The following is a 21209-nucleotide window of genomic DNA, read 5'->3' on the forward strand; positions in this document are numbered from 1 at the left end:
TGTTGCGCCCCTGAAAGTTCTGTCTACTCGCGCCGACTGTCATTGAAGGAGCGACGACATGGCCGAAGTGGATCGCAACGGGCTTAAGGTCGCCGGGGAGCTTGCGGCGTTCATCGAGGACAAGGCCCTGCCCGGGACGGGAGTCTCGGCAGATACGTTCTGGTCGGGGTTTGCGTCCATCCTGGCCGACCTCGCACCCCGCAACAGAGAGTTGCTGAAGGTCCGACAGGACATTCAGGACCAGATCGACCGGTGGCATCTCGATCGCGAGAGCCAGCCCTTCGATTCAACGGCTTACGAGACGTTCCTGCGTGAAATCGGCTATATCGTGCCGGAAGGGGACGACTTCAGCATCGACACTGGCGGGGTGGACCCGGAGATCGCGGAGATCGCCGGGCCGCAGCTTGTCGTGCCGATCACCAATGCCCGCTTCGCGCTGAACGCCGCCAACGCGCGATGGGGATCTCTGTACGACGCCCTTTACGGCACCGATGCGCTTGGCTCGCTGCCGACCGGCAAGGGCTACGACGAGGCGCGCGGCGCGCAGGTGATCGAGAAGGCGAAGGAGTTTCTCGACAAAACGTTTCCGCTGGCCAGCGGCTCGCACGCCGACCTCGATGGGTACGTTGTTGAAGACGGCGCTCTGAGCGGCACGATCGGCAGCGACAAGGTTGGCCTCGCCGATCCGTCGCAGTTCGCCGGCTATCTGAAGGACGACCTCTGCGAACTGCAAATCCTGCTTCAGAACAATGGCCTGAAAGCCGAAGTTCTGATCGACCGGACCTCGCAGATCGGCGGATCGGACAAGGCGGGCGTGTCGGACATCTGGCTGGAATCCGCGATCTCGACCATCATGGATTGCGAAGATTCCGTGGCCTGCGTCGATGCCGAGGACAAGGTACTCGCCTATTCCAACTGGCTCGGCCTGATGAAAGGCGACCTTGAGGAGACGTTCACCAAGGGCGGCGAGCAGATGACCCGCAAGCTGAACCCGGATGCGAGCTACCTCGCGCCGAACGGGGACAGCGTAGAGGTGAAGTGCCGCTCGCTCATGCTGGTGCGCAACGTCGGCCACCTGATGACGAACCCCGCGATCCACCTTCCCGACGGCAGCGAAGTGCCGGAAGGGCTGATGGACGCGATGATCACCACGCTGATCGCGATGCACGACCTGAAGAAGGACAGCGGGCCGCGCAACTCGCTCCACGGGTCGGTCTACGTCGTGAAGCCGAAGATGCACGGTCCGGAGGAAGTCGCCTTCGCCAGCGAGATCTTCGACCGCGTGGAAGAGGTGCTTGGCCTGCAGCGCTATACCGTGAAGCTCGGCATCATGGACGAAGAGCGCCGGACCTCCGTGAACCTCAAGGAATGTATCCGCGCCGCGAAGAACCGGGTGGCCTTCATCAACACCGGCTTCCTCGATCGCACCGGCGACGAGATCCACACCTCGATGGAGGCCGGTCCGATGATCCCGAAGGGGGAGATGAAGGACAGCGCCTGGATCAAGTCCTACGAGGATCGCAACGTCGATATCGGGCTCGCCTGCGGGCTGAAAGGCAAGGCGCAGATCGGCAAGGGCATGTGGGCGATGCCGGACAAGATGGCCGACATGCTGACGGCCAAGATCGGCCATCCCAAGGCGGGCGCGACCTGTGCCTGGGTTCCGTCGCCGACCGCCGCCACCTTGCACGCGACCCATTACCACGAAGTGAACGTCTTCGACGTGCAGGACAAGATCGCCGCCGGCGGAGCGCGCGGCACGCTCGAGGACCTGTTGACCATTCCGGTCGCCACCGGGCGCAACTTCGAGATCGAAGAGGTGACCCGCGAGGTCGAGAACAACTGCCAGGGTATCCTCGGCTACGTCGTGCGCTGGATCGACCAGGGCGTCGGCTGCTCCAAAGTGCCCGACATCAACGATGTCGGCCTGATGGAAGACCGTGCGACGTGCCGGATCAGCTCGCAGGGGCTGGCGAACTGGCTGCATCACAACGTGGTCACGCCCGACCAGGTGATGGCGGCGATGCAGAAGATGGCCGAGGTCGTCGACCGGCAGAACGCCGGTGACCCGAGCTACGAGCCGATGGCGCCTGACTTCTCCGGTGTCGCGTTCCAGGCGGCCTGCGACCTTGTCTTCAAGGGCCGCGTCCAGCCGTCGGGCTACACCGAACCCGTTCTGCACAAGCGCCGGCTCGAGAAAAAGGCGCAGGCGTGAGCCTCCCCGTGATCACCGAAGCCCGCCGCATCGACAGCGGCCGGCTGGAGACACGTGTGCTCTCCCACGGGCCGGAAGACGGGGTGCCGGTGGTGTTCGTGCACGGCAACCTCTCTGCCGCGACGTGGTTCGAAGAGACGATGATGCGGCTGCCGGACGGTTTCCGCGCCATCGCGCCCGACCTGCGCGCCTATGGCGAGGCTGACCCCGAGGCCAAGGTCGACGCGACGCGCGGGCTGAAGGACCTGTCCGACGACCTCGCCGCGCTGCTTGCGGCGCTCGATATCGAGGCAGCGCATTTCGTTGGCCATTCGCTCGGCGGGGCAGTGCTGTGGCAGCTGCTCGCCGATCATTCGGGCCGGGTGCTCAGCCTGACGCAGGTATGCCCCGGCTCGCCGTTCGGCTTCGGCGGCTGCCTGCCCGATGGCGGCGCGGCCTATCCGGACGGGGCAGGGACCGGCGCGTCGGCGGTGAACCCGGAGTTCGCCAAGATGCTTGCCTCGGGAGACCGGGGTGGCGAGACGCCGTTCCACACGCGCAACATCCTGAACGCCTTCGTCTGGAAGCCGCCCTTCGTGCCGGAGCGGATGGAGGACATCCTCGACGCCGCGCTGGCCCAGCACACGGACGAGCAGGACTATCCCGGCGACGTGAAGCCGTCGGACAACTGGCCGACCGTGGCCGCCGGAGACTGGGGGCCGATCAACGGCATGGCACCGCACCGGATCGACGATCCGCTCGGTTTCACCAAGGGGCCGACTCCGCCGATCTGCTGGATCCGGGGGAGCGACGACGCGATCGTCGCCGACAATTCCGGCTTCGACCTCGGTGCGCTCGGCGCGGCGGGCGCGGTGCCGGGGTGGCCGGGGGCGGAGGTCTTCCCGCCGCAGCCGATGATCGCCCAGACGGAACGCGCCCTGTCGGCCTACGAGGCCGCCGGCGGCACGGTCCAGCGGCACGTGATCGAGGATTGCGGCCACTCGCCCTACCTCGAGAAGCCGGGGGCCTTCGACACGGCGTTCCACGCCTTCCTGACCAATATCTGAAAGGAGTTCGGCATGGCCGAAATCACCCTAGACCACGCTCGCACGATCATCAGCGCGGCGCTCGCCAAGGGGCGCGAGCTGAACCTGAAACCGCTCACCGTCGTCGTGCTCGACGCTGGCGGCGCGATGAAAGCGGTGGAGCGTGAGGACGGCGCGGCGCCGGGCCGGATCGAGATCGCGGGCGGCAAGGCCTACGGGGCCGTGATGCTCGGCATGGGCGGTCGCGCCCAGATGGACCGGGCCGAAGCACAGGCCTATTTCATCGCCGCCGCGAACGGCGCGCTCGGCGGGCGCATGGTGCCGGTGCCGGGCGGCGTGATCGTCAAGGACGGGGACGTGACCATCGGCGCCGTCGGCATCTCCGGCGATGCGTCCGATCAGGACGAGGCCGCCGCGCTGGCCGGGATCGAGGCCGCGGGCCTGACCGCCGTTCCCTGATCGAGATTGCCCGAACTGGCAGACCCAGACGCCCCGACCCCGCGCGCCGAGGTCGGGGCGTTTTGCGTTCTTGGCCGAAATGCGCATGAAACCGTAGCCTTGGCTCGCCTATCCCATCCGCGAACGGTCCGCCCGTCCGCAGTCCGACTTCGATCTGCCCGGAAACGAGGCATGTGCAAGCGTGAACGGCTCTCGGTGCGGGGATCGGTCTTTTCCTGCTGAACACGCGTGTTTAGCTTTGTTAGCGAAAGGGGATCGCGCATGACCCGTCCTGTGATCGGCATCATCGGCAACTTCGCCATGATCAACGAAACCTACGCGACGCACAGCGGCGGCGTGATGAACTCCGAGGCGGTCTCGCTCGTCTCCGGTGGCATTCCGCTGATCGTGCCGGCGGACCCGAGGCTGTTGTCGGTGAACGACCTGCTCGAAGCCTGCGACGGGTTCCTGCTGACCGGCGGACGGCCGAACGTCCACCCAGAGGAATACGGCGAAGAGGAAACCGAGGCGCATGGCGCGTTCGACCGCGCCCGCGACGCGATCACTCTGCCGCTGGTGCGCGCCTGCGTGGAGCGGGGACAGCCGGTCTTCGGCGTCTGCCGGGGCTTTCAGGAAATGGCGGTCGCCATGGGCTCGACCCTGCATCCCGAGATCCGCGACCTCCCGGGCCGGATGAATCACCGAATGCCGCCCGACGGTACGCTGGAAGAGAAGTTCGCCCTCCGCCACATCGTGACGCTGACCGAAGGCGGACCGTTTCACCGGCTGTTCGGGGCGCGCGAGGTGATGACCAACACGCTGCACGGGCAGGGGATCATGAAGGCCGGCAAGCGCATCGTGATCGACGGCCACGCGCCCGACGGAACGCCCGAGGCGACCTACGTCAAGGGCGCCCCGGGCTTCACGCTGTCGGTGCAGTGGCACCCCGAATACAACGCCGCGAATGACCCGGTGTCGCGGCCGCTGTTCGAGGCGTTCGGCGATGCGTGCCGTGCCTGGGCCGGCGGCGCGCGGGCGGAACCTCAGCGCATCGCCGGATAAGTCGGTTGTCGATTACTGACCGAGCGTCGTGCTCGAGAAAGGATCGGCGGACGCCATCGGCTGAGCCGCGACCGGCGTCGGCTGGACGATGCCGCCCTCGGGGTTGAACGTCGGAACGGCCGCGTTGCCGAAGGACTGGCCGACGGACCCGGGACGACCCGACAGGAACACCGTCACCGCATCGAACACGGTACCGGCGCGCGCATCACCGCAGAACTCGGTGATATCGGCGGCCAGCAGGCTCGTGTCCTGATCGCCGACCGGCGGTTGCACGGGGGAGTCGCTGGCGAAGTCGCGCCATTCCTCCAGCCCCCAGAGCGTCGCGGCACGGATCGGCCCGCTTGTGGCGGAGTTGTTGATCGTACTGCAGCGGATGTCTCCGGCGTTGGCCGGCGGCGTGTAGGTCGGATCCGGCGAGATATCGACGAACGGAATCGCGGGCGTCTGCGGCAGGATCGGCGCCATTTCGGGAACCTCGCCGCGTGCACACGCGCTCAGTGCGAGCGCGGCGACGGCAAGAAGGATCGGGGGAGTGGGGATTGCAGTTCTCATCGGGCCCTGTTCAATGTTTCCTGTCCCTATTAACGGTGCCTAATGCAACGCTCAACAATCAATGAAATCATGGCCGAAGCGGATGACATGATCCGTCGGCACGGATTCGCCCTTCCGCCCTTCGCTTACTGGACCCCTGAAACGTTCCGCGAGCGTGCTGCCGACGCCCGCCACGTGATCGATTCCCGCTGCGGCTGGGACATCACGGACTACGGCGCGGGCCGCTACGACGAGATGGGCCTCTTCCTTTTTACCCTCCGCAACGGCCGTCTGGCCGACCTGCAGGGCGGCAAGGGCATGTGCTATGCCGAGAAGCTCCTGATCTCGAAAGAGGATCAGCTCTCCCCCATGCATACCCATGTTATTAAGGCCGAAGACATCATCAACCGGGGCGGCGCCACCCTTGTGGTCGAGCTCTACGGCAGTGATGACGAGGGCAACTTCGCCGAAGATCGCGGCGGCGCGGTGATGTGCGACGGGATCGTGCGGCGCTACGGTCCGGGCGACAAGCTGGCGCTCGCGCCGGGTGAGTCGGTCACGCTGTCCCCCGGCGACTGGCACGCCTTCTGGGGCGATGGCGGCGACGTTCTGATCGGCGAAGTCTCGACCGTGAACGACGACGAGACGGACAACATCTTCCGTGAGCCGATCGGTCGTTTCGCCGAGATCGAGGAGGATGTCGCGCCGACTCACCTCCTCGTCAGCGATTACGCGAAGTGGCTGGCCTGACGGTCAGCCCCTCCGCCTGACAGGCTTAGGCGTTGAGAATCAGCGCCTCGTGCCGCTTCAGACAGCGGCGCGCGGTGTCGCCGTAGCGGTTCGGCTCTGCCCGGAGTTCGGGGAAGATCGAGAACATCTCTTCCCGCGCCGCATCCGTCACGCCGGAGAGGCCGATGTGACCGGGGTGGAAGCTCTCGGTCGGGGCGCCCTCGGCGAAGATGATCTCGTGCTCGTCGAACATCAGGTGGAAGTAGGTGACCCAAGTCTGCTCCTCGCGCAGGACGGCGTGTCCGTCCACCAGGTGAGTCGCCGCCACCAGCACTTCGCTGTCGCCGAACAGAAGTTCGGCACGCGCGCCCTGAAACAGCATCCGGTGCTGGGGCGACACGATCAGGTCGCGGTCGAGCCCCGGCACGGCGCGCGGCGTGATTCGCACTGGCGCGAACCGGTCGACCCCCGGCACCTTGCGTGATCCGATCCAGCGGATCGGCTGAAGGCCGTGATCACGCGTGACGACCTTGTCGCCGATCCGCAGGCTTTCGACCGGGCGCGCGCCACGCGGCGTCAGGACCCGCGTCCCGGCGCCGAAGCAGATGATGTTCTCGATCTCCGAGAAGTTCAGCACCGTCCCGTCGTCGAGCAGCACGAAGCCGGACAGGCCGCCGGCGGCATCGTCGCTGTTGTTGATCGTCAGTGTCGACAGGTCGGCGAGCTTGCCGAGCTGCAGCGTGTCGCCATTGGTCTCGCCGCCTTCGCCGCCGAAGATGTCGATCTCGCCCGACAGGCTCTCGAGGAAGTCCTCGAGGATGAACAGATCGTCGCCATCGCCGCCGAAGACCGTATCGGCCTCGGCGAAGCGGATGGTGTCGTTGCCGTCGCCGCCGTAGAGATCGTCCGCGCCGGTCCCGCCGGAGATGACGTCGTCGCCCGCCCCGCCATAGAGGGTATCGGCACCGCTGTCGCCGGTGAGGCTGTCGTTGCCGTCGCCGCCGTAGACCAGGTCGTCGCCGGTGCCACCGTCGATCGTGTCGGCGCCGAGGCCACCGCTGATGGAATCGTTGCCCGATCCGCCGGTGAGGCTGTCGTTCCCGTCGCCGCCGTCGATCCGGTCGTTGTCCGCGCCGCCGTCGATACGGTCGTCGCCCGCACCACCCCAGAGCAGGTCGTTGCCGTCCCCGCCGGTGATGCTGTCGTTGCCCAGGCCGCCGAAGACGCTGTCCTCGCCCGCGTCCCCGGCAAGCGTGTCGGCCGATCCGGCAGTGCTTGTTGTCCAGGTCGGGCCGATGAGCTGCACGTTGTCGATCTGCGTGCCGTGGTTGTCGATCACCCCGGTCTCGCGGAATTCGAGACGGTTGCTCCCGTTGCCCGAGCCGCCGATCAGCTCGTAGCTGTAGTTCTGCATACCGCCGTCGACCGCATCGATCGTGTCGATCAGCTCGCCGTTCCAGTAGACCTCAAGGATGTTGTTGGCCGTGAAGTCGAGGTCGCCGGCATCGAAGGAGAGGTCGTAGGTCTCGCCCTCCATGACGCCGGGAATGTCCTGGTAGACATGCAGGTTGTTGGGCGACCCGCCCATGTCGAGCGTGTGCGTGCCGTCGGTGGCGTAGGTATTGCCCTTGCCGTCATCGTGCAGGTCGAACGTGTTGTTGGGGTCGTAGGAGGTCCAGCCGATGATGGAGCCCGTCGCCACCCCGCCGTAAGCCGTGTCGGTGACTCCGGTGAAGTCCTCGAAAGAGCCGTTGACGATCAGGTCCTCGAACGTGATCTCGACATCGTCGCCGAAGATGAAGTCGTCGCCAGTCCCGCCCGAGACGCTGTCGCTCCCGGCATTGCCGGCGAGCGTGTCATTGCCGATCCCGCCGAGCAGCGTGTCGTCGCCGAGCCCGCCGTAAAGCGCGTCGGCCCCGTCCTCGCCCGAGAGCGTGTCGTTGCCGGCGTCGCCGTACAGCGTGTCGGCGCCCGTGCCGCCCTGCAGCAGGTCGTCGTTGTCGCCACCGTAGAGCGTGTCGCTTTCGGTGCCGCCGTAGAGCGAATCCGCGCCCGTTCCGCCGTAGAGCGTATCGATGCCGCTGTCGCCATAGAGCCGGTCGTCGCCGGCATCGCCATGCAGCGTGTCGTTGCCGGCGCCGCCTTCGAGCCGGTCGGCATTGTCGCCGCCGTACAGCGTGTCGTTTTCCAACCCGCCATAGAGCGTATCCGCCCCGGCGCCGCCGTAGAGCGTGTCATAACCTTCGTCGCCGTAGATCGTGTCCGAGCTGGCGTCGCCATAGAGCCGGTCGTCTCCGGTGCCCCCATAGAGCGTGTCGATCCCGTCGCCGCCGTAGACGACGTCGTTGCCGGCCTCGCCGAACAGCGAGTCGTTGCCGGTTCCGCCGTAGATCAGGTCGGCCCCGTTGCCGGACCGGACAAGATCGTTACCCGCACCCGCGTCGATGATGTCGTTGTTGCCGTCGGCCCCGTCGATCGTGTCGCTGCCTGCATCGACCGAGCCGGGAAGCAGCGTGTCGTCGCCACCCGTGCCGTGCACCGTGCCGTCGGGCTGGACGAAGGACGTCGCCTGCCGGTCGGCCGTCGTTCCGCTGACCATCTGCGACTCGACGCCGGTCAGCCGCACGGAGGTGATCGGCTTGGCCGTCAGCCGCGCCTGGTCGGTGTTGGCGGTGACCTCCGGGAACAGGTAGGTGCGTCCGGCCGTGTCCTGCACGATGACGGCGGTGATCGTGGTGGTCGTGCCGTCCGAATAGGTCAGCGTCGCATTGTAGGTGGCCGTCCCGTCATAGGTCTGGAGCGAGCCGCCGTTGATCCTGAACGTGTCGTTCGAAAGGCTGTTGTTCTGATCGTAGGACGTCGAGTTGCCGCCGGAATACGAGCCCGGCGACAGCGTCTGGATGCGATTGTAGAGCGGATCCGACGTCGAGCCGTAGGTCCGGTTGATGAGGAGCGATGCGTTCTCGGCCTCGGAGTCCCCTTCGGTCGGGTCGATGGAGCCAAAGTTGTTGCCGAGATAGAATACGTTGAATGTCGTCGCCACGGATCAGCCCTCTTGCCCGGAGAATACGCAAGGGGCCGCGATCGCCGGTCGACGTCGCAAAAATTGACCAGCCGCCCCGAAATCGTTGCGCAACACCGTCTCCTGAACTTTTCAAATTGCGGGCCACGACTAGGGACGCGGCCAACTGCTCGATAAGGGCAAAGTGACGGTTGAGCCGGACCTTTTCAGAGCCGAATGAGATCGATTTTGTGACGTTAAGGTTAACGTTGCGGCAGCGCAGCACCCGCTATGCGCGTCTTTGCGGTGATCCGGCCTGACTCCTGACTTGGTCGCGCCGCAATGCTCCGGTGTTCAAGCCGATCCGCCCTATCCGGGCGCCATTGGACGCATCGGGGCGACAAACCCTGCAATCGCTTTCGCCGAGCCCGCAGTACCCTTGCGGCGACTCGCCCTGTCGCTCCGCTTGTGAAGCCGGGTTCTGGCCGATACCACTTCGCCAACAGTTGCACGGACCGGGGGAGCAATCCTGATGCGCATCGGAACACCGAAGGAAGTCCATCACGGCGAGGATCGGGTCGCGATGACGCCAGCCTCCGCGAAGGACCTGCAGAAGCTGGGTTATTCCTGCGTGATCGAGGCAGGGGCGGGTGAAGAGGCCGGCTTCCTCGATGCCGCCTACGAAGAGGCGGGTGTCGAGATCGCGGCGAGTGCAGCCACGCTTTACGATGCCGCCGACATCGTCGCCAAGGTGCGCCCGCCGACCGAGGACGAGATCGCGCTGCTGCGCGAGGATCAGCTCCTGATCTCCTTCTTCTATCCTGCGCAAAACGGCGACCTTCTGGACCTCGCGAAGGATCGCGGGGCTTCGGTCATCGCGATGGACATGGTGCCGCGCATCAGCCGCGCCCAGAAGATGGATGCGCTGTCCTCGATGGCCAACATCGCCGGCTACCGGGCGGTGATGGAGGCCGGCAACAACTTCGGCCGCTTCTTCACCGGGCAGGTGACCGCGGCGGGCAAGGTGCCGCCGGCCAAGGTGCTGGTCGTCGGGGCAGGGGTCGCCGGCCTCGCCGCGATCGGCACCTCGACGTCGCTCGGCGCGATCACCTACGCCTTCGACGTGCGCCCCGAAGTGGCCGAACAGATCGAGTCCATGGGCGCGGAGTTCGTCTACCTCGACTTCGAGGAAAGCTCGCAGGACGGGTCGGCCACCGGCGGTTACGCCGCGCCATCGTCGCCCGAGTTCCGCGAGAAGCAGCTCGAGAAGTTCCGCGAACTCGCGCCCGAAGTCGACATCGTCATCACCACCGCCCTGATCCCCGGCCGCGATGCGCCGGTGCTCTGGACCAAGGACATGGTCGAGGCGATGAAGCCCGGCTCCGTCATCGTCGACCTCGCCGCGGAGCGGGGCGGCAACTGCGAGCTGACGCAGGCCGACGAGAAGCTTATCACCGACAATGGCGTGACCATCGTCGGCTACACCGACTTCCCCTCGCGGATGGCGCAACAGAGCTCCACGCTCTACGCGACCAACGTGCGGCACATGATCTCCGACCTGACGCCCGAAAAGGACGGAATGGTCGTGCACGACATGGAAGACGATGTGATCCGCGGCGCGACCGTGACGCACGAGAGCAAGATCACCTTCCCGCCGCCGCCGCCCAAGGTGCAGGCCATCGCGGCGCAGCCAAAGAAGGAGAAGCCGAAGGAGCTGACCCCGGAAGAGAAGCGGGCGAACGAAGTCGCCGCCTTCAAGGCCCAGACCCGAAGCCAGGTCGGGCTGCTGGTCGGCGGCGGGCTCCTGCTGCTTCTGATCGGCGCATGGGCGCCCGAGAGCTTCATGAGCCACTTCATCGTCTTCGCGCTGTCCTGCTTCATCGGGTTCCAGGTCATCTGGAACGTCAGCCACGCGCTGCATACGCCGCTGATGGCCGTGACCAACGCGATTTCGGGGATCGTCATCCTCGGCGCGCTGCTGCAGATCGGGTCGGGGAACTTCCTCGTCATGTTGCTGAGTCTGGTCGCGGTGCTGATCGCCACGATCAACATCGTGGGCGGCTTCCTCGTCACGCGGCGCATGCTCGCCATGTTCCAGAAGTCCTGACCCCCTGATGTCCGCACCCGAACGTCAGACCGCATGGCTCCGGCTCGTTCGCGGGGGCGCCGCCCTCTGGGTGGTGCTGGTCCTGCTGACCCTGACGGCACCCACCGGCACCATCACGATCGTCACCATCGTCTACAGTGTCGTCATGGTCGTGCTCTGCATGGTCGCGGCCCTGCTGATCGCCCGCCCGGCGGAGCCGGGAACCCCGGGCGAGAGCTTACGCAACCACGCCGCCATGATCCTGATCCTGATCCTCGCCGGCAACGCGTTCTTCGGATCGCAGCTGTCGCGGACCGGCGCCGCACCGGAGGAGCAAACGCAATGAATACCACCATCGGGAGGCCGTCATGAGCATCGGCATCGTTTCCGCCGCCTATATCGCCGCGGCCGTCCTCTTCATCCTGTCGCTCGGCGGGCTGTCCAACCAGGAGAGCGCCAAGCGCGCCGTCTGGTACGGCATCGCGGGGATGGCCATCGCGGTCGTCGCCACGATCTTCGGCCCCGGCGTCTACAACCTGTTCCTGATCCTGATCGCCGTCGCCGCGGGGGCCTTCGCGGGCCATTACGTCGCCGGCAAGGTTCAGATGACCGAGATGCCGCAGCTCGTCGCGGCACTGCACTCCTTCGTCGGCCTCGCCGCCGTCTTCATCGGGCTGAACGCCGACATCATGCTGTCTTCCGTGGAGAGCCTGAAGGCCGACGGCGCGCAGTTGCAGACGTTGCTGGCCGACCGGGCGCTCACTGGCTTCGGGGAACGTCTGTGGCTCAAGGACGCCGTCGAGGTCTCCATCCTCAAGGTCGAAGTGTTCCTCGGCATCTTCATCGGTGCCGTGACCTTCACCGGCTCCGTCGTCGCCTTCGGCAAGCTGGCGGGCCGCGTCGACGGCAAGCCGAAAAAGCTGCCGGGCGGTCACATGCTGAACCTGCTGGCGCTGGTCGTGTCGATCATCCTCGGCCTGATGTTCATGAACGGTGCGGGCCTGTGGACCATGGTGCTGGTCACGCTGATCGCGGGCTTCATCGGCTGGCACCTCATCATGGGCATCGGCGGGGCGGACATGCCAGTGGTCGTGTCGATGCTGAACAGCTATTCCGGCTGGGCGGCCGCGGCGATCGGCTTCACGCTGGGCAACGACCTGCTGATCGTGACCGGCGCGCTGGTCGGCTCCTCCGGCGCGATCCTGTCCTACATCATGTGCAAGGCGATGAACCGGCACTTCGTCTCGGTCATCCTCGGCGGCTTCGGCGGCACCACGGGCCCGGCGCAGGAAGTCGAGGGCGAGATGGTCGCCACCGATGCCGATGGCGTCGCCTCCGCGCTCGAGGATGCCGACAGCGTGGTGATCGTGCCCGGCTACGGCATGGCCGTCGCGCAGGCGCAGCAGCCCGTGGCCGAGCTGACGCGCCGCCTGCGCGCGCAGGGCAAGGAAGTGCGTTTCGCCATCCACCCCGTCGCAGGGCGTCTTCCGGGCCACATGAACGTCCTGCTGGCCGAGGCGAAGGTGCCCTACGACATCGTGCTGGAGATGGACGAGATCAACGACGACTTCCCCTCCACCGACGTGGTGATCGTCATCGGCTCCAATGACATCGTGAACCCCGCCGCGCAGGACGATCCGAACTCTCCGATCGCGGGGATGCCGGTGCTCGAGGTCTGGAAGGCGAAGCAGGTCTTCGTCTCCAAGCGGGGGCAGGGGACGGGTTACTCCGGCATCGAGAACCCGCTCTTCTTCAAGGAGAACACCCGCATGTTCTATGGCGATGCCAAGGCATCGGTGAACGAGTTGCTGACAAAGATCAGCTGAGTCGCGATGTCGGGCCACGAAGGCCCGAAACATGTTGAAGTTGACTCTGCAACCGGCGCTCCTTGGGCGCCGGTTTCTTATTTCATTGTTTTATTTGTAAAATTTCGCAGGTTCGGCGGGAAAAGGTCAATAAACCTTACTCGCCTATAGGGCGAATTAACCTTAATGGAGCTCGCCCTTCGCCCCAATTCGGCCCGATTTCGCGCCAAGGCTCGACGTTAACGGGCCGTCCCCTCACAAGTCCCTCACCGGCCCGGAAGTTCGTGAAACCAGTAACTCTTCGTTCCCCGGGAGAGGCCTCTTATGGCAATCGTAAACGCAGACCTTGGAAGCAGCGACTTCGTCGTCGACAGCTCCAACGCCAACAATGGTGACGTGGTCAATGTCACCGCCCTCGGCAGCAACACCCTCACAGTCGACGGCGTCGATGTTTCTGTCAGCAGCATCGCAAACGTCACCGCCCTGGCGACCCCGACATTCGAGGCGGTCAACGGCGGCTCGCTGACGTTCAACGCGGGACTGCTCGGCGCTACGGCGCTCAACAGCATCAACTTCAACGTTGGCGAGGACGGCTCGCGGATCGAGGTCGACGCCGCGACGATCAACCTCAACATTTCCGACTTCAACGTGAACTTTCTCGGCAACGACGACAGTCCCACGGGCATCGGCGAGTTCGTCTACGATCCGCCCGCACTTTCGCTGACACCGATCACCTTCGACGTCTCGGGATATTCCACGGGCGACCGACTTATGGTCGACGGACGGTCGGCCATGTCATTCACCTACGATTCCGGCAGCGGGATCGGCCGCCTGTCCAGTACGGCATTCCTGCAGCAGACGGTGCGCTTCGAGTTCGAGATGAGCCAGGAGCAGGCCGATCTTCTGCTCAACGCCGGAACCCGTGGCGATTACATCCTCGCCGACGGCACGTTCATCTTCCCCGGTGCTTCCTTCGTCTGCTTCGTGAAGGGCACCATGATCGAGACGGAGCACGGCCCGGCGCCGATCGAGCTGCTGCGCGAAGGCGACCTCATCCGAACCCGCGACAACGGCTTGCGCCCGATCCGCTGGATCGGCTCCACCCGCATCCGCTCCACCCGTGACACCGCTCCCATCCGGTTCGCGCGGGGCTCCATCGGCAACGGTCGCGAGCTGCTCGTCTCTCCGCAGCACCGGATGCCGATCGAAAGCTGGGAAACCGAGCTGTTGTTCGGGGAAAGCCGGGTTCTCGTCCCCGCCAAGCATCTCGTGAACGGCGACACGATCACCCAGCTCGAACCGGGCACGGTGGAATATTTCCACATGCTCTTCGACACCCACGAGATCGTCTTCTCCGAAGGTGTTCCGACGGAGAGCTTCCACCCCGGTGAGTTCGGTCTATCGACCCTCGAACGTGCCGCGCAGGAAGAGATCTTCGGCCTCTTCCCGGAACTCCGCACCGACCTCGCGGGCGGCTTCGGTCCCGCCGCCTATCCGACGCTTCGCCGGCACGAGGTCGCTCTCCTCGCCGCCGCCTGAGCATACCGCCTCTCACACCGACCGACCCTTGCCGCGCCCCGTCAGCCCCGCCTAGGCTGGCGGGGTCCGGTATTGAGGGAGGGCACATCATGGCCAGAGTCACGGGCATCGGAGGCGTCTTCTTCCGCAGCAATGACCCGGCGGCACTCGCCGCCTGGTATCACGAACATCTCGGCATCGACCCGGTGTCCGAGACGGGCGCTTGGACGCAAGCCGCCGGCCCCACGGTCTTCGCCCCCTTCAGCCAGGGCACCGACTATTTCGGCGACCCGGCGCAGCAGTTCATGATCAACTTCCGCGTCGATGACCTGAAAGCGCTGACCGCACAGCTCGAGGCCGCCGGCATTACCGTCGAGACGCGGGAGGAGTGGGACATGCCCGAGATCGGCACCTTCGCGCGTATCCACGATCCGGACGGCAACCCGATCGAGCTGTGGCAACCGGCCGACGGGATCTGAGCCCGGCTGTCAGTCGTCGTCCTCGCGCCGACATTCCCCGGCCACGTCACCGATCCCGGCGGGCAGCACCGTGGCCGACCCGATGCAGGCCGTGCGAAGCTGGCGGGCAGTGAGATTCTCCGCCGCGCTCAGGTCCGCGCCGTCCAGCCGCGCGCCGGAGAAGTCCGTGTCGTCCAGCAGTGCACCCTCGAAATCCGCTCCGCGCAGGTCGGCGCCCTTGAAGTCGGCGCGCGTCAGGTCGGCCCCTTCGAAGTCGACGCCGGACAACTCCGCGTCCTCCAGGTCGGCGCCGATCAGGATAGCCCCTTCGAAGTCGACGCCCTCGAGGTCGAGCTCCTTCAGTTCGGCTCCCGTCAGGTCCGTGCCTTCGAAGGAGGGGGCGAAGTCGGCGAGCGTGCCGATCTCGGCGAGATAGCGCAGAACGGTGCCGGCGTCTCTCGAGCGGATCTGGGACAGGACGGCCGTGGTCTGCGCGCGGCCCGCCGCGGCGAAGCTTTCGGGCCGGTCCGCCATGCCGGGGTCGATGACCAGCGCGGTGATCCGGTCGACATAGGCTTGCAATGCCTCCGCGCTCGCGCGGGCTTCCTCGCGCTGGGCCTGCCCCTCGTTGAAAATAAGTCCTGCGCCCCACAGCACCGCCGGAACCGCGAGAAGCGAAATCCAGTCCCAGAGGGTGCGCCCCGAAAAGCCCATCCATGCGGGCTTCCAGACGACCCAGAGCACCACGAGAACGGCGACGACGACAAGCAGTATGCCACTGGCGAGCATGAGAAATCCGAACATGACCGAACCTTGCCGGGGGAGGGGGGCGACGGCAAGGGATCCGCCCCGGAGCCGCAACAAAAGGACTGCGGCGGCCATCGATATTGTAAGGATTCGTCACGCGGCGGTGACGAGACGTGCGTCGAGTTTGAGTTGCGCCGCGATACCGCTAGAGTCACAACTGCCTGACGAGCCGGCCCGAGACCGGCAGTCTATCCCAGAGACAGGAGACGTTCCGTGACATCACAGGTGCTCGCCCATTCCAAAAATGGCGACACGCCGCCCCACAGGCTGCGCGCCGCTTTCACGGCACTGGTCCTCGGCGCGGCGATCGCGCTGACGCAGGCGCTGCCGGTCAACGCGCAGAGCCGGCCCACCACTTTCGCCGACCTCGCAGAACAGGTCAGCCCGGCCGTCGTGAACATCACGACCTCGACCATGGTCGCCGGCCGCTCCGGCCCGCAAGGTGTCGTGCCCGAAGGCTCGCCCTTCGAAGACTTCTTCCGCAATCTCCCCGACGAAGACAGCCCGCGCCGCTCCTCCGCGCTCGGCTCCGGCTTCGTGATTTCCGCCGACGGCTACATCGTCACGAACAACCACGTGATCGAAGGCGCCGACGAGATCATGATCGAGTTCTTCGACAACGACGAACAGCTCGTCGCCGAAGTCGTGGGCACCGACCCGAACACCGACATCGCGCTGCTGAAGGTCGAGGCCGAAGATCTGCCCTACGTCGCCTTCGGTGACAGCGACGGCACCGGCGCACGCGTCGGTGACTGGGTCATGGCCATGGGCAACCCGCTCGGCCAGGGCTTCTCAATCTCCGCCGGCATCATCTCCGCCCGCAACCGGGCGCTGTCGGGAACCTACGACGACTACATCCAGACCGACGCCGCCATCAACCGCGGCAACTCCGGCGGTCCGCTGTTCAACATGGACGGCGAAGTGATCGGCGTGAACACCGCGATCCTGTCGCCCACCGGCGGCTCCATCGGTATCGGCTTCGCGATGTCTTCCGCTGTCGTTTCCAATGTGGTCGACCAGCTTCAGGAATACGGCGAAACCCGCCGCGGCTGGCTCGGCGTTCGCATCCAGGACGTCACGCCGGACATGGTCGACGCGATCGACGGTCTCGACTCCGCGGTCGGCGCGATGATCACCGACGTGCCTCCGGGTCCGGCCGAAGACGCCGGCATGCAGGCGGGTGACATCATCCTGACCTTCGACGGCACCGACGTCGAGGACACCCGCGAACTGGTCCGCATGGTCGGCAACGCGCCGGTCGGCAAGGAAGTCCCGGTCACCGTCCTGCGCGAGGGCGAGAACATGGACCTCACCGTGACGCTCGGCCGTCGCGAGACGGACGAAGCCGAAGCCTTCCCCGCGTCGTCCGACGCCGTTCCGGAAGAGCAGGGCGAAGCGGAAGTGCTCGGCCTCACCCTCTCCGAGGTGACGACCGCGCTAACCGAGCAGTTCGATCTGACGGTCGAAGAAGGTCTCGTCATCACCGGCATTGATCCGATGTCGGAAGCCGCCTCCAAGGGGCTGCTCGACGGTGACGTCATCACCGAGGCCGGCCAGCAGCCGGTCGCCACGGTCGCCGAGTTCCAGGAGCGTATCGAAGAGGCCCGCGATGCCGGCCGTCGCTCGCTCCTCCTCCTCGTCCGCCGTGGTGGTGATCCCCGCTTCGTCGCCCTCGGCCTGGTCGAAGACGACGCCGGCGAAGAAGACGACTCCGCCGAGTGATCGGCACCTCCAGCAACTGACCAATCAGGGCGCCCCGCGGGGCGCCCTTTTTTGTAAGGGTGTCTGAGCTGTCTGAGCGACGCGGCGAACGTGGCCACACCCGGCCCCGATCCGATCAGGCCGAAACGCCGACCCCATACTGCCGCTCGATCTCCAGCAGCCGCTGCTTGCGCCACAGCCCGCCGCCGTAGCCGGTGAGAGAGCCGTCAGCCCCAATCACCCGATGGCAGGGGATCAACAGCGCGATCTGGTTCGCGCCGTTCGCCCGCGCCACGGCCCGGGTCGCCGAAGGCCGGCCGATCGCCCGCGCGATGTCGGCATAGCTGCGTGTCTCGCCCGCCGGGATCTCGCGCAGCGCGGCCCAGACTTCCCGCGAGAAGGCGGAGCCATGCAGGCCGAGCGGTACTTCGAACCGCGCCGACCGGCCGGCGAAGAAATCGCCAAGCTCCTTGCGGGCCTGTTCGGTCGGGGGCAGGGTGCCGATCCCGATCGACCCTTTCGCGCTTTCGAGCAGCCGCTTCAGCTCACTCGACAGCGCCTTTCGCCCGACGAACTCCAGCAAGTGCAGGTGAGAGAGGCTCGAAACCGCGATCATGTCGCCGATCGGGGTGCCGATCCAGTCGGCCATCAGGACGCCGTCCTTCACGAAGTCACCGGGCGCACATCCGACCAGCCGGGCAAAGGCGGCGCGGAAGGCGCTCGCCGACTCGAACCCGGCCTCCTGCTGTGCGGCGATCACCTTCGACCCGTCCGACAGGCTTTCGAACCCTTCGCGGAGCCGCCGCTGCCGCGCCATCTCGAGAAACGTCATCCCGAACTGCCGCTTGAAACTGCGCCGCACCGTCGACAGATCGAACCCCATCCGCGTGATGTGCTCTTCGCTCCAGCGCAGCTCCGGCCGCTCGTCGAGCGCGGCCAGCAACGCGCCGATCATCGGGTCGGCCGAGGCGGCGGGTTGCAGCGGGTGGCACCGCTTGCAGGCACGGAAGCCCGCCTCGATGCAGGCGCCGACGGAATCGTGGAACGTGCAGTTCTCCGGCTTCGGCTTGCGGGCCGGGCAGGTGAAGCGACAGAAGATGCCCGTGCTCGACACACAGACATAGGCGCGGCCCTCGTAGCTCTCGTCCCGCGCAAGCAGCGCGGCATAGAGCGTGGCGTGATCTGGAAGGTCAAACAGCATCATGGCCACAGTCATACCAGCGCCGCCGGACCGCTACGCCGGAAAACGGGCGGCTATTCGAGAAAGGTCAGCCGGCCTCGTCGTATTGCTCGTCCAGCCGGTCGAGCTCGTCCTGCCGGAGTTCCACCAGGCCGAGCTGCACGGCGGTATAGCGCGAGATCACCGGGCTCGACGGGCCGCCGTTGCTCTCCTGGAACTCCTGCACGGCGACCTGCGTGGCGCGGTCATAGGCCTCCGTCGGCCGGCCCGCGTAGCTGCCGCGCGCGGTCAGCGCGCGTTGCAGGGAGCCGACGAAATCCGCCGTCAGCTCCTGCGGGCAGAGCGTCTCGAACTCCGTCTCCGTCCGCTCGCGCAGGATGCGCTGCTCGGTCACCGTCTCGAAGGTCGCAGCCTGAAGCTGCTCGCCGGCCTCGTTCACCGTCGCGGGCCGGATCATGACCTGCTCCGTCACCGTCTCGATCAGCGCGGGAGAGATGGTGCGCCCGTAGCAAAGCCCGTCGTCCCCCTGCGCGATGTGCAAGCGGTCGGCCTCCGGCGCAATGCGGGTCGCGGAGCCGCCCGCGCTGTCGCAGGCCGCAAGCGCCATCACCGCGAGGGCGATCATCGGGGGAGGGAACCGGATCATCTCAATCTGCTCGCATCAGGGGTCTCTTGCCCCGGTTTCGGGCACCCTAGACCACGACGACACATGAGCAAAGCGTTACCGCCGAACCGGCCTCTTTCGGATGCCGGCGAGGGTCGCTAGACAGGGCCGAGACCAAGAGGATACGGGCAATGGCGAAAATCACCTACATCGAACACGGCGGCAAGGAACACGTGGTCGAAGTGTCCAACGGCATGACGGTCATGGAAGGCGCGCGGGACAACGGCATCCCCGGCATCGAGGCGGACTGCGGCGGCGCCTGCGCCTGCTCGACCTGTCATGTCTACGTGGCGCCCGACTGGGTCGACAAGCTGCCCGACCGCGACCCGATGGAAGAGGACATGCTCGACTTCGCCTACGAGCCGGACCCGACGCGCTCGCGCCTGACCTGCCAGCTGAAGGTGACCGACGCGCTCGACGGGCTTGTCGTTCAGATGCCGGAAAAGCAGATCTGATGCGCGCGGCGCCGATCGCGGGGCTGGCGATGCTGCTGGCCCTGCCGGTCGAGGCGCAGGTCCCCGACATCCTGTCCGCCCACTACGACGGCCCGACCGACCGCTACCCCCACGGTGCGCTCGGCGACCCGTTCGAATGGGGCACCCTCGTGCTCGAGCGGAACCAGTGCCCCGGCTGCGCGGGGATCGAGCGTGACACGCTGACCATAAATCTGCCGCCGGAGCTGGTCTTCGAGGACACCGCGCCGCGCCTCGTGGACGTCGACGGCGATGGTCTGCGCGACGTCATCACGGTGCAAAGCCATCGCGACTACGGGGCCCGCCTTGCCGTGTTCGACAGCCTTGGTGCCGTGGTCGCGGCAACCGACCGGATCGGTCAGCCGAACCGCTGGCTCGCGCCGCTCGGCGCAGTCGACCTCGACGGCGACGGGCGAGTCGAGATCGCCTATGTCGACCGACCTCACCTCGCGAAGCGCCTGATCGTCGTCGAATACCGCGAGGGCACCCTGACGCCCGAGGCAGTGGCGGAGGGTCACACCAACCACCGCTTCGGCGATCCCGAGATCGGCGGCGGCCTCCGGCTCTGCGATGGCGCGGCGGAGATCATCACGGCCTCCGGCGACTGGACCCGCGTCCTCGCCACCTCGCTGCGAAACGGGGTCCTGAGCAGCCGCGACCTCGGCCCCTACACTGGGCCCGACAGCTTCACCGCCGCGCTCGCCTGCTAGGGCCAGATCGTCATCGCGATCAGCGCGGCCATCTCGCCGACCTGCTGCGTCGCGCCGAGCACGTCGCCCGTCTGCCCCCCAAGCCGTCGCTTCGCGCCCCGCGCCAGCACTACCACGGCGACCGCGACGACAAGCGCCACGAGGATCACCCGCGCCGGTGAGGCCAGCAACGCGACGATCAGCGCGACCAGCCCAGCGGCGAGGGCCATGTCGCTTGTCGGGCGGCCCGTCATCCGCGACAGACCGTCCGGCCGCGCATGGGGCAGGGCCCAGGCGACGACGGTCATCGCCGCGCGGCTCGCCACTCCTGCCACCAGCACGGCGGGCCAGAGCAACCCGGCCTCCAGCGCCACGACGAGGCAGCTCCACCGCAGCAGCACCGACAGGAGCAAAGCCAGCGCCCCGTGCGCCCCGATCCGGCTGTCCTTCATCACGCCGAGCCGCCTTTCGGCTGACCCACCGGCTCCGAAGCCATCGAGCGTGTCCGACAGCCCGTCCTCGTGCAGCCCGCCCGTCACGACGGCCCCCGCCGCCAGCGCCAGAACGGCAGAGACCCCGTCCGCCAGCCCGAGCCACCGTCCCCCGGCGGCGACTGCGCCGACGATCAGCGCCACCGCCAGCCCCGCGACCGGCCAGGCCCACGCGGCGCGCGCCCCGCGCTCGTGATCCGCGAAGGGCGCCGGCAGTCGGGTCAGCAGCGCCAGCGCCGCGCCCACGTCCCCCGGAACGCGGCGCAGTTTCCGCTCGATCTCGCCAGCCATGTGATCTCCTCTTTTCCGCGTCGCCGTGTCCGGTAGAAGCAAGGT

At 66.6% G+C, this 21209-nt stretch carries 19 protein-coding genes; 13 read left to right on the plus strand and 6 right to left on the minus strand.

The features are described 5' to 3' along the window. Positions 1 to 58 precede the first annotated feature (58 nt). The 4 genes from I8N54_RS05260 to I8N54_RS05275 all read left to right on the plus strand — a co-directional run bounded on the left by I8N54_RS05260 (position 59) and on the right by I8N54_RS05275 (position 4740). The gene (locus tag I8N54_RS05260; RefSeq protein WP_140193568.1) at positions 59 to 2215 is read left to right on the plus strand and encodes a malate synthase G; all 2157 of its coding nucleotides are present in this window, start codon (positions 59 to 61) and stop codon (positions 2213 to 2215) included. After that, a complete protein-coding gene (locus I8N54_RS05265) occupies positions 2212 to 3261 on the plus strand; it encodes an alpha/beta hydrolase (protein ID WP_140193567.1) in 1050 nt (349 codons plus the stop codon). The genes I8N54_RS05260 and I8N54_RS05265 overlap by 4 nt, the downstream gene beginning before the upstream one ends. 12 nt (positions 3262 to 3273) lie before the next feature. After that, positions 3274 to 3699: a GlcG/HbpS family heme-binding protein gene (locus I8N54_RS05270; protein WP_140193566.1), complete on the plus strand. Its 426-nt coding sequence runs from the start codon at positions 3274 to 3276 to the stop codon at positions 3697 to 3699. A gap of 261 nt (positions 3700 to 3960) precedes the next feature. Next, positions 3961 to 4740, plus strand: a complete 780-nt coding sequence (locus I8N54_RS05275) for a gamma-glutamyl-gamma-aminobutyrate hydrolase family protein (RefSeq protein ID WP_140193565.1) — start codon at positions 3961 to 3963, stop codon at positions 4738 to 4740. Between the two features lie 12 nt (positions 4741 to 4752). Here I8N54_RS05275 and I8N54_RS05280 read toward each other — a convergent pair whose 3' ends face one another. Then, complete coding sequence (locus I8N54_RS05280; protein WP_140193564.1) at positions 4753 to 5292, minus strand: hypothetical protein; 540 nt, start codon at positions 5290 to 5292, stop codon at positions 4753 to 4755. A gap of 42 nt (positions 5293 to 5334) precedes the next feature. On the opposite strand from I8N54_RS05280, the gene I8N54_RS05285 reads away from it, so the two are divergent. Beyond that, positions 5335 to 6021, plus strand: a complete 687-nt coding sequence (locus tag I8N54_RS05285) for a D-lyxose/D-mannose family sugar isomerase (protein WP_140193563.1) — start codon at positions 5335 to 5337, stop codon at positions 6019 to 6021. A 25-nt stretch (positions 6022 to 6046) separates the two neighbouring features. Here the strand turns inward: I8N54_RS05285 and I8N54_RS05290 are convergent, their stop codons facing one another. Beyond that, the gene (locus I8N54_RS05290; protein ID WP_140193562.1) at positions 6047 to 9043 is read right to left on the minus strand and encodes a Hint domain-containing protein; all 2997 of its coding nucleotides are present in this window, start codon (positions 9041 to 9043) and stop codon (positions 6047 to 6049) included. Between the two features lie 490 nt (positions 9044 to 9533). Between I8N54_RS05290 and I8N54_RS05295 the strand changes: the two genes are divergently transcribed. The 5 genes from I8N54_RS05295 to I8N54_RS05315 all read left to right on the plus strand — a co-directional run bounded on the left by I8N54_RS05295 (position 9534) and on the right by I8N54_RS05315 (position 14889). Then, positions 9534 to 11108: a Re/Si-specific NAD(P)(+) transhydrogenase subunit alpha gene (locus I8N54_RS05295; RefSeq protein WP_140193561.1), complete on the plus strand. Its 1575-nt coding sequence runs from the start codon at positions 9534 to 9536 to the stop codon at positions 11106 to 11108. Between the two features lie 7 nt (positions 11109 to 11115). Next, complete coding sequence (locus I8N54_RS05300; RefSeq protein ID WP_140193560.1) at positions 11116 to 11433, plus strand: hypothetical protein; 318 nt, start codon at positions 11116 to 11118, stop codon at positions 11431 to 11433. Positions 11434 to 11455: 22 nt separating this feature from the next. Then, complete coding sequence (gene pntB, locus I8N54_RS05305) at positions 11456 to 12913, plus strand: Re/Si-specific NAD(P)(+) transhydrogenase subunit beta (RefSeq protein WP_140193559.1); 1458 nt, start codon at positions 11456 to 11458, stop codon at positions 12911 to 12913. A gap of 303 nt (positions 12914 to 13216) precedes the next feature. Next, a complete protein-coding gene (locus I8N54_RS05310) occupies positions 13217 to 14431 on the plus strand; it encodes a Hint domain-containing protein (RefSeq protein ID WP_140193558.1) in 1215 nt (404 codons plus the stop codon). Between the two features lie 89 nt (positions 14432 to 14520). Further along, positions 14521 to 14889 (plus strand): VOC family protein, encoded by a 369-nt coding sequence (locus tag I8N54_RS05315; protein ID WP_140193557.1) that lies wholly within the window; start codon positions 14521 to 14523, stop codon positions 14887 to 14889. A 9-nt stretch (positions 14890 to 14898) separates the two neighbouring features. Here the strand turns inward: I8N54_RS05315 and I8N54_RS05320 are convergent, their stop codons facing one another. After that, the gene (locus I8N54_RS05320; RefSeq protein ID WP_197097494.1) at positions 14899 to 15672 is read right to left on the minus strand and encodes a pentapeptide repeat-containing protein; all 774 of its coding nucleotides are present in this window, start codon (positions 15670 to 15672) and stop codon (positions 14899 to 14901) included. A gap of 216 nt (positions 15673 to 15888) precedes the next feature. Between I8N54_RS05320 and I8N54_RS05325 the strand changes: the two genes are divergently transcribed. Continuing rightward, the gene (locus tag I8N54_RS05325; protein WP_140193555.1) at positions 15889 to 17397 is read left to right on the plus strand and encodes a Do family serine endopeptidase; all 1509 of its coding nucleotides are present in this window, start codon (positions 15889 to 15891) and stop codon (positions 17395 to 17397) included. 115 nt (positions 17398 to 17512) lie between these two features. On the opposite strand, the gene I8N54_RS05330 is transcribed toward I8N54_RS05325, so the two are convergent. Beyond that, a complete protein-coding gene (locus I8N54_RS05330; protein ID WP_140195595.1) occupies positions 17513 to 18577 on the minus strand; it encodes a bifunctional transcriptional activator/DNA repair enzyme AdaA in 1065 nt (354 codons plus the stop codon). A gap of 67 nt (positions 18578 to 18644) precedes the next feature. Then, the gene (locus I8N54_RS05335; protein WP_140193554.1) at positions 18645 to 19202 is read right to left on the minus strand and encodes a peptidoglycan-binding domain-containing protein; all 558 of its coding nucleotides are present in this window, start codon (positions 19200 to 19202) and stop codon (positions 18645 to 18647) included. 149 nt (positions 19203 to 19351) lie between these two features. Here I8N54_RS05335 and I8N54_RS05340 point away from each other — a divergent pair, with 149 nt between their 5' ends. After that, positions 19352 to 19675, plus strand: a complete 324-nt coding sequence (locus I8N54_RS05340) for a 2Fe-2S iron-sulfur cluster-binding protein (protein ID WP_140193553.1) — start codon at positions 19352 to 19354, stop codon at positions 19673 to 19675. Further along, entirely contained in the window at positions 19675 to 20403 is a 729-nt protein-coding gene (locus I8N54_RS05345) for an FG-GAP repeat domain-containing protein (RefSeq protein WP_140193552.1), read from the plus strand. The genes I8N54_RS05340 and I8N54_RS05345 overlap by 1 nt, the downstream gene beginning before the upstream one ends. Here the strand turns inward: I8N54_RS05345 and cobS are convergent. Next, complete coding sequence (gene cobS, locus I8N54_RS05350) at positions 20400 to 21164, minus strand: adenosylcobinamide-GDP ribazoletransferase (RefSeq protein ID WP_140193551.1); 765 nt, start codon at positions 21162 to 21164, stop codon at positions 20400 to 20402. The genes I8N54_RS05345 and cobS overlap by 4 nt on opposite strands. Positions 21165 to 21209: the final 45 nt, after the last annotated feature.

This window comes from Pelagovum pacificum (assembly GCF_016134045.1).
In the GTDB taxonomy this organism is placed as follows: Bacteria; Pseudomonadota; Alphaproteobacteria; order Rhodobacterales; family Rhodobacteraceae; genus Oceanicola; species Oceanicola pacificus_A.

Coding starts and splice junctions, on each gene's coding strand:
- I8N54_RS05270 (WP_140193566.1), top strand. CDS start 3,274: ATGGCCGAAATCACCCTAGACCACGCTCGCACGATCATCAGCGCGGCG.
- I8N54_RS05295 (WP_140193561.1), top strand. CDS start 9,534: ATGCGCATCGGAACACCGAAGGAAGTCCATCACGGCGAGGATCGGGTC.
- I8N54_RS05320 (WP_197097494.1), bottom strand. CDS start 15,672: ATGTTCGGATTTCTCATGCTCGCCAGTGGCATACTGCTTGTCGTCGTC.
- I8N54_RS05275 (WP_140193565.1), top strand. CDS start 3,961: ATGACCCGTCCTGTGATCGGCATCATCGGCAACTTCGCCATGATCAAC.
- I8N54_RS05315 (WP_140193557.1), top strand. CDS start 14,521: ATGGCCAGAGTCACGGGCATCGGAGGCGTCTTCTTCCGCAGCAATGAC.
- I8N54_RS05340 (WP_140193553.1), top strand. CDS start 19,352: ATGGCGAAAATCACCTACATCGAACACGGCGGCAAGGAACACGTGGTC.
- I8N54_RS05260 (WP_140193568.1), top strand. CDS start 59: ATGGCCGAAGTGGATCGCAACGGGCTTAAGGTCGCCGGGGAGCTTGCG.
- I8N54_RS05330 (WP_140195595.1), bottom strand. CDS start 18,577: ATGCTGTTTGACCTTCCAGATCACGCCACGCTCTATGCCGCGCTGCTT.
- I8N54_RS05345 (WP_140193552.1), top strand. CDS start 19,675: ATGCGCGCGGCGCCGATCGCGGGGCTGGCGATGCTGCTGGCCCTGCCG.
- I8N54_RS05310 (WP_140193558.1), top strand. CDS start 13,217: ATGGCAATCGTAAACGCAGACCTTGGAAGCAGCGACTTCGTCGTCGAC.
- I8N54_RS05335 (WP_140193554.1), bottom strand. CDS start 19,202: ATGATCCGGTTCCCTCCCCCGATGATCGCCCTCGCGGTGATGGCGCTT.
- cobS (WP_140193551.1), bottom strand. CDS start 21,164: ATGGCTGGCGAGATCGAGCGGAAACTGCGCCGCGTTCCGGGGGACGTG.
- I8N54_RS05285 (WP_140193563.1), top strand. CDS start 5,335: ATGCAACGCTCAACAATCAATGAAATCATGGCCGAAGCGGATGACATG.
- I8N54_RS05300 (WP_140193560.1), top strand. CDS start 11,116: ATGTCCGCACCCGAACGTCAGACCGCATGGCTCCGGCTCGTTCGCGGG.
- pntB (WP_140193559.1), top strand. CDS start 11,456: ATGAGCATCGGCATCGTTTCCGCCGCCTATATCGCCGCGGCCGTCCTC.
- I8N54_RS05280 (WP_140193564.1), bottom strand. CDS start 5,292: ATGAGAACTGCAATCCCCACTCCCCCGATCCTTCTTGCCGTCGCCGCG.